4 protein-coding genes are annotated in these 4,646 nt (G+C 65.8%); 2 read left to right on the top strand and 2 right to left on the bottom strand.

Features of this window, described 5'->3' with window-relative positions; translation table 11 throughout:
- Positions 1-56: 56 nt before the first annotated feature.
- Positions 57-1,271 (top strand): MFS transporter, encoded by a 1,215-nt coding sequence (locus tag EOA29_RS25795; protein ID WP_126091858.1) that lies wholly within the window; start codon positions 57-59, stop codon positions 1,269-1,271.
- A 138-nt stretch (positions 1,272-1,409) separates the two neighbouring features.
- Here the strand turns inward: EOA29_RS25795 and EOA29_RS25790 are convergent, their stop codons facing one another.
- A complete protein-coding gene (locus EOA29_RS25790; protein WP_348627547.1) occupies positions 1,410-2,477 on the bottom strand; it encodes a nitroreductase family protein in 1,068 nt (355 codons plus the stop codon).
- Between the two features lie 259 nt (positions 2,478-2,736).
- A complete protein-coding gene (locus tag EOA29_RS25785; RefSeq protein WP_127221803.1) occupies positions 2,737-3,084 on the bottom strand; it encodes a GFA family protein in 348 nt (115 codons plus the stop codon).
- A 175-nt stretch (positions 3,085-3,259) separates the two neighbouring features.
- Here EOA29_RS25785 and EOA29_RS25780 point away from each other — a divergent pair, with 175 nt between their 5' ends.
- Positions 3,260-4,555, top strand: coding sequence for an amidase (locus tag EOA29_RS25780; RefSeq protein ID WP_127221802.1), 1,296 nt, complete (start codon positions 3,260-3,262; stop codon positions 4,553-4,555).
- Positions 4,556-4,646: the final 91 nt, after the last annotated feature.

Below are 4,646 nucleotides of genomic sequence, written 5' to 3'. Positions count from 1 at the left end.
CTCCCTATGTTGCACTGCAGCCAAATGTTGCGGCGCAACCTTTCCGGGGATTTCCCATGACCGAACCCGCCACGGGCGTCATCGACGCCGCCGTTCTCGACAGGACCGAACCCGAGGAGCGAACCGAGCCTGTGTGGGGCGCGGTGGTTTCGCTGGCGCTCGGCGTGTTCGGCCTGGTGACCGCGGAATTCCTGCCCGCCAGCCTGCTGACGCGGCTGGCGCAGGATCTCGGCGTCAGCGAAGGCGCCGCCGGCCAGGCGGTGACGGCGACGGCCGTCGTCGGCGCGATCGCAGCACCCACCATGGCCATTGTAACCAAGCGGCTCGACCGCAGGCTGGTCATGTGGATGCTCACGGTGCTTCTCATCGTCTCCAACCTGCTCGCCGCCTTCGCATCCTCGCTCACGATGCTGCTTCTGGCCCGCGTGGTTCTGGGCGTAGCGCTTGGCGGTTTCTGGTCGATGTCGGCCGCCATGGCGATGCGGCTGGTGCCGATGCGGCTGATGCCGCGCGCCATGTCGATCATCCTGACCGGCGTTTCGGTGGCGACCGTCACCGCTGCGCCCGTGGGCGCCTATGTCGGCGACATCTGGGGCTGGCGCACGGCCTTCATGATCGCGGCCGTCGTCGGCGCGCTGACCTTGCTGGTGCAGCTTGCCACCATTCCCAGTCTGCCGCCGACGGCCGTGGCAAGCTTCCGGACCCTGATCGAGGTGCTGAAGCGGCCGACGATCCGCGTCGCCCTGCTGGTCGTGCTGCTCGTCGCCTCCGGGCAGTTTGCCGGCTTCACCTATGTGCGGCCGTTCCTCGAGACTGTGCCGGTGATGCCGATCGAGACGATCTCGCTGGTGCTGCTCGCCTACGGCATCGGCGGCTTCTTCGGCAATTTCGCCGGCGCCTTCCTGGCCGAGCGCAACCTGAAACTTGCCGTCGGGCTGGCGCCGCTTCTGATCGCGCTGTCGGCGCTCGCCATGCTCGCGCTCGGCGCCGCGCCGGTGATCGCGGCCATCGCGGTTGCCGCCTGGGGCTTTGCCTTCGGCGCGGTGCCGGTCGGGCTGCAGACCTGGCTGGTGCGTGCCGCGCCCGACCAGGCCGAGAGCGCCGGCGGCCTGATGGTCGCGACGTTCCAGGTGGCGATCGCGCTGGGTGCGGTGTTCGGCGGCCTGCTGGTCGACCACGCCGGCGTGGCGAGCGCCTTCGCCTATGGTGCCGTGGCGACGCTGCTCGCGGCTCTGGTAACGTTCGCGATGGGGCCGAGACAGGCTGAGTAGTCTGGTCGCTATGATCTCTCTCGTGTCGGCCCGGAGCCTCCAGAGCTTCGGGCCGATGCCGTCATGATGGCCGCTGCGAAAAGTCGATGATTTGGCCAACGGAGAAGCTGCCGCCGGCGGCACTCAGGCTCGACACCATCATGCGATCACCGAAGCCACCGGCCTTCTTGGCGAAAACGGCAAGGTCGGTCCATAGCCGAACCGCATTACAAGATCAGGTCTGCGGGTCTCGCCGATGATCGCCGCCAGGTCGGCGCGCAGACGCGCGACCTCGACGGGCTGATTGATAAAGGCGGTCTTGAGCCCCAACTTGGTCGCTGCCAAAGCGAAGCGCTGGCATGCCTGGCCGACCCTGATCCAGTGATCATGGTCCGGTCGCTCGCCAAAAAAGATCGCGACCCCGGCGGATGAGTCGATTTGACGGGCGTAGTTCTGATTTTCTTGCGCGACGTTGAATAGCTGGTCGAACGCGACCCAACCCAAGCCGGTCGGCAACGCCGGGTTGCCGCTCGAGGCGGAGAAGAGCCCATCGCCGCTTGCCATCGCGCTGCGCGGGTTGAATCGTATCCACTGTTTCAACTCATGCATGAACGCGGGGTCGTTCATCTGATCCTCGTTGCCGGCAAGGGCAAGATCCCGCACCTGCTTCATCCGCTCCTGGTCCGTAACGAGCGCCAGGCTCACGCCCGGCATCGCCGCTGTCCGCTCAAGTTCAACGAGATCCGCCGGAGGGATGGCGCGACCGTCGTATTCGGCACGCGTCGATTGGCGTTTCGAAATGGCATCGACAAGAGGGTCCGCCTTCGGCGCGCCCATGACATAGTCGTAACGGACTCCGTTACCATCCGCCGTGAGCGAGGCCTCGCCGGAACGGCCAGTCGCCGCCGCTGCGAGCGCGAGGTTGGCCGCGGCGCATCCCAGGCTGACATAGAGATGATGGTCGTCAGGATCGACGACGGGAGTTCGTCGCCGGAAGTCAGGCCGGATCTCGATTGCCTGCCCTTCAAGCCGGAATTGCCAGGGCTGCGTATTGTGACTGTTGGCCGCCAGGGTTGCGTAACGGATCACGGCTTCAAGATCGGGCGTCAGCCGGTCGCGCAATCCGGCGGCGAAGGCCTGATACTGGACCATCGACCCGACCGCCGATCGCCAAGCGGCGACACCGGCGCCCGCCGCGACAAGCGCCGCGCCTGCGCCCACGAGCATCGTTCGCCTGTTCATCGCGCCCTCTCGAATAAGCTCGCAGGCAAGATAGTGCCGGTCCGAGAATCGCCCTTGATCTCAATCAAGGCCCCGTTGGTCGACCATGCCGGCGTGGGGCAATGGTCGCCTTTGCTTGCTCGGGCTTGGCGTTCTGGCGCTGCTAAAGCGCGTCACGCTGAAACGAATTCAGGCGACGCGCTTTAAATCTTGTTTGATGCATGTCGTTGTCCCAAAACCGCTGCGCACTTTTGGGCGACATGCATCAGGCGGCGCGGCCGTCGAACTCGAAGACCTGCACTGCGGGTAGGTTGACGCCCTCGAGGCAGTTGATGTTGATGTAGGCGCTGCGCTCGCTGCCCTGGCCGACATCCTCGGCGAAGGGATGGATGCCGCAGGTCCGGCAGAAACGATGCGCGATCGCACCCCTGCCAAAGGTGTATTTGCCGAGATCGTCTCCCCAGGCGACCAGGCGCATGCTTTCGTGCGGCACGGCCCAAAGCAACGCGCCCTTGCGGCCGCAGATCGAGCAGTTGCAGCGCACGGCGCCGCCAAGCTCGCCTTCGACCTCGAACGCCACCTTGCCGCAGTGGCAACTGCCTTTGTACAGCATCAGTCTTTTCCTATCGCTGGCAGGTGCACAGGCACGCTTGCCGGGTTATCCCTTGCGCTGGCCTAGCCGACCGCATCAAGTCTTTGTTTTCACGCAATTCCGGACGGAAAACCGCTACACACTTTTCCTGGAATTGCTTTAAAGACGTTGCATCCTTGCGGAGTCCGACATCGACATGCAATCCGTTCGCGACCGCCTCGAAATCATCCTGTCACGTCTTGCCAATCGCGCCGCGGACGAGAAGGTGTACACAAAGCTCTATGTCGAGGCCGCGCGGGCAGCAGCCACCGGGGCCGACGCCCGCCATAAGGCCGGCGTAAGCCTCGGCCCGCTCGACGGCACGATCGTCTCGATCAAGGACTTGTTCGACGTCGCCGGCGAGCCGACCACGGCCGGCTCGCTGATGCTCAGGACAGCGGCCCCCGCCTTGCGCGATGCCGCGATCGTCGGCCGGCTGCGCCAGGCCGGCGCCGTGATCCTCGGCAAGACCAACATGACCGAATTCGCCTTCACCGCGATCGGCGACAATCTGCATTACGGCACGCCGGGCAACGCCGCCGATGCCAGCCTGATTCCGGGCGGCTCCTCGTCCGGAGCCGCGGTCGCCGTCGGCGAGGGCAGCAGCGATATCTCGATCGGCTCGGACACCGGCGGCTCGGTGCGCATTCCGGCCTCGCTCAACGGCGTCGTCGGCTTCAAGCCGACGGCGCGGCGCGTGCCTTTAGCCGGCGCCTTTCGCTTGTCGGCGACACTGGATTCGATCGGGCCGCTCGCCCGCAGCGTAGCCGATTGCATGGCTGCCGACGCGATCATGGCGGGCGAGGAGCCGACTTCTCTCCAGCCCATCCCGCTCGCCGGCCTGCGTGTCGGCATCCCGCGCGGCGTGCTCTTCGACGAGACGCAAGCCGAGGTCGCCGCAGCCTTCGAGCAGTGCATCGGCAAGATCGGACAAGTCGGCGGACGCGTCGCCGACTTGCCGATCGACGATCTCATCGCCGAGATGCGCGCAGCGACAAAAAGGGCTTCGATCGCGTCGATGGAAGGTGCGGAAGTGCATGCCGATTGGCTGGCTGCCGGCGCGTCGGTGCCGGTCGATCCGCATGTCAGCGGGCCTTTGTCGCGCGCGCTGACGGTTCCCGCTTCCGCCTACATCAGGACAATCCGCCGCCGGACAGAACTGGTTGCGGCCATCGAGGAACGGCTGCAAGCGATCGATGTGCTTGCCCTGCCGACCGTGCCGATGGTTGCGCCGTCCATTGCGGCTATGGCCGGCGATGAAGCGCTGCGAGACCGAACGGAAGGTCTGTTGCTGCGCAACACCCAGGTCGCCAACCAGTTCGACCTGTGTGCGATCTCGCTGCCCTTGCCTGGCATGAGGCTGCCGGCCGGGCTGATGCTGGTGGCGCGCAACGGTCACGACCGACGTCTTCTCGGCATCGCCGCGGCTGTGGAGGCTTTGCTGAGAGGTTGAGGGCTCAGCGTACCGAGCAGTGGCCGCGCTCGCTGTCCTTCGCTGCCCTCTCGATGCCTGTCGCTACCAGCGTCGGCAGGCTGTATTGGTT

This window comes from Mesorhizobium sp. M1E.F.Ca.ET.063.01.1.1 (assembly GCF_003998155.1).
Lineage (GTDB): Bacteria > Pseudomonadota > Alphaproteobacteria > Rhizobiales > Rhizobiaceae > Mesorhizobium.
This window is presented reverse-complemented; position numbering and strand designations above follow the sequence as displayed.

What these genes read in the sequence shown, in the direction of transcription:
- EOA29_RS25795 (WP_126091858.1), top strand. Translation starts at nt 57, where the DNA reads ATGACCGAACCCGCCACGGGCGTCATCGACGCCGCCGTTCTCGACAGG.
- EOA29_RS25790 (WP_348627547.1), bottom strand. Translation starts at nt 2,477, where the DNA reads ATGCTCGTGGGCGCAGGCGCGGCGCTTGTCGCGGCGGGCGCCGGTGTC.
- EOA29_RS25785 (WP_127221803.1), bottom strand. Translation starts at nt 3,084, where the DNA reads ATGCTGTACAAAGGCAGTTGCCACTGCGGCAAGGTGGCGTTCGAGGTC.
- EOA29_RS25780 (WP_127221802.1), top strand. Translation starts at nt 3,260, where the DNA reads ATGCAATCCGTTCGCGACCGCCTCGAAATCATCCTGTCACGTCTTGCC.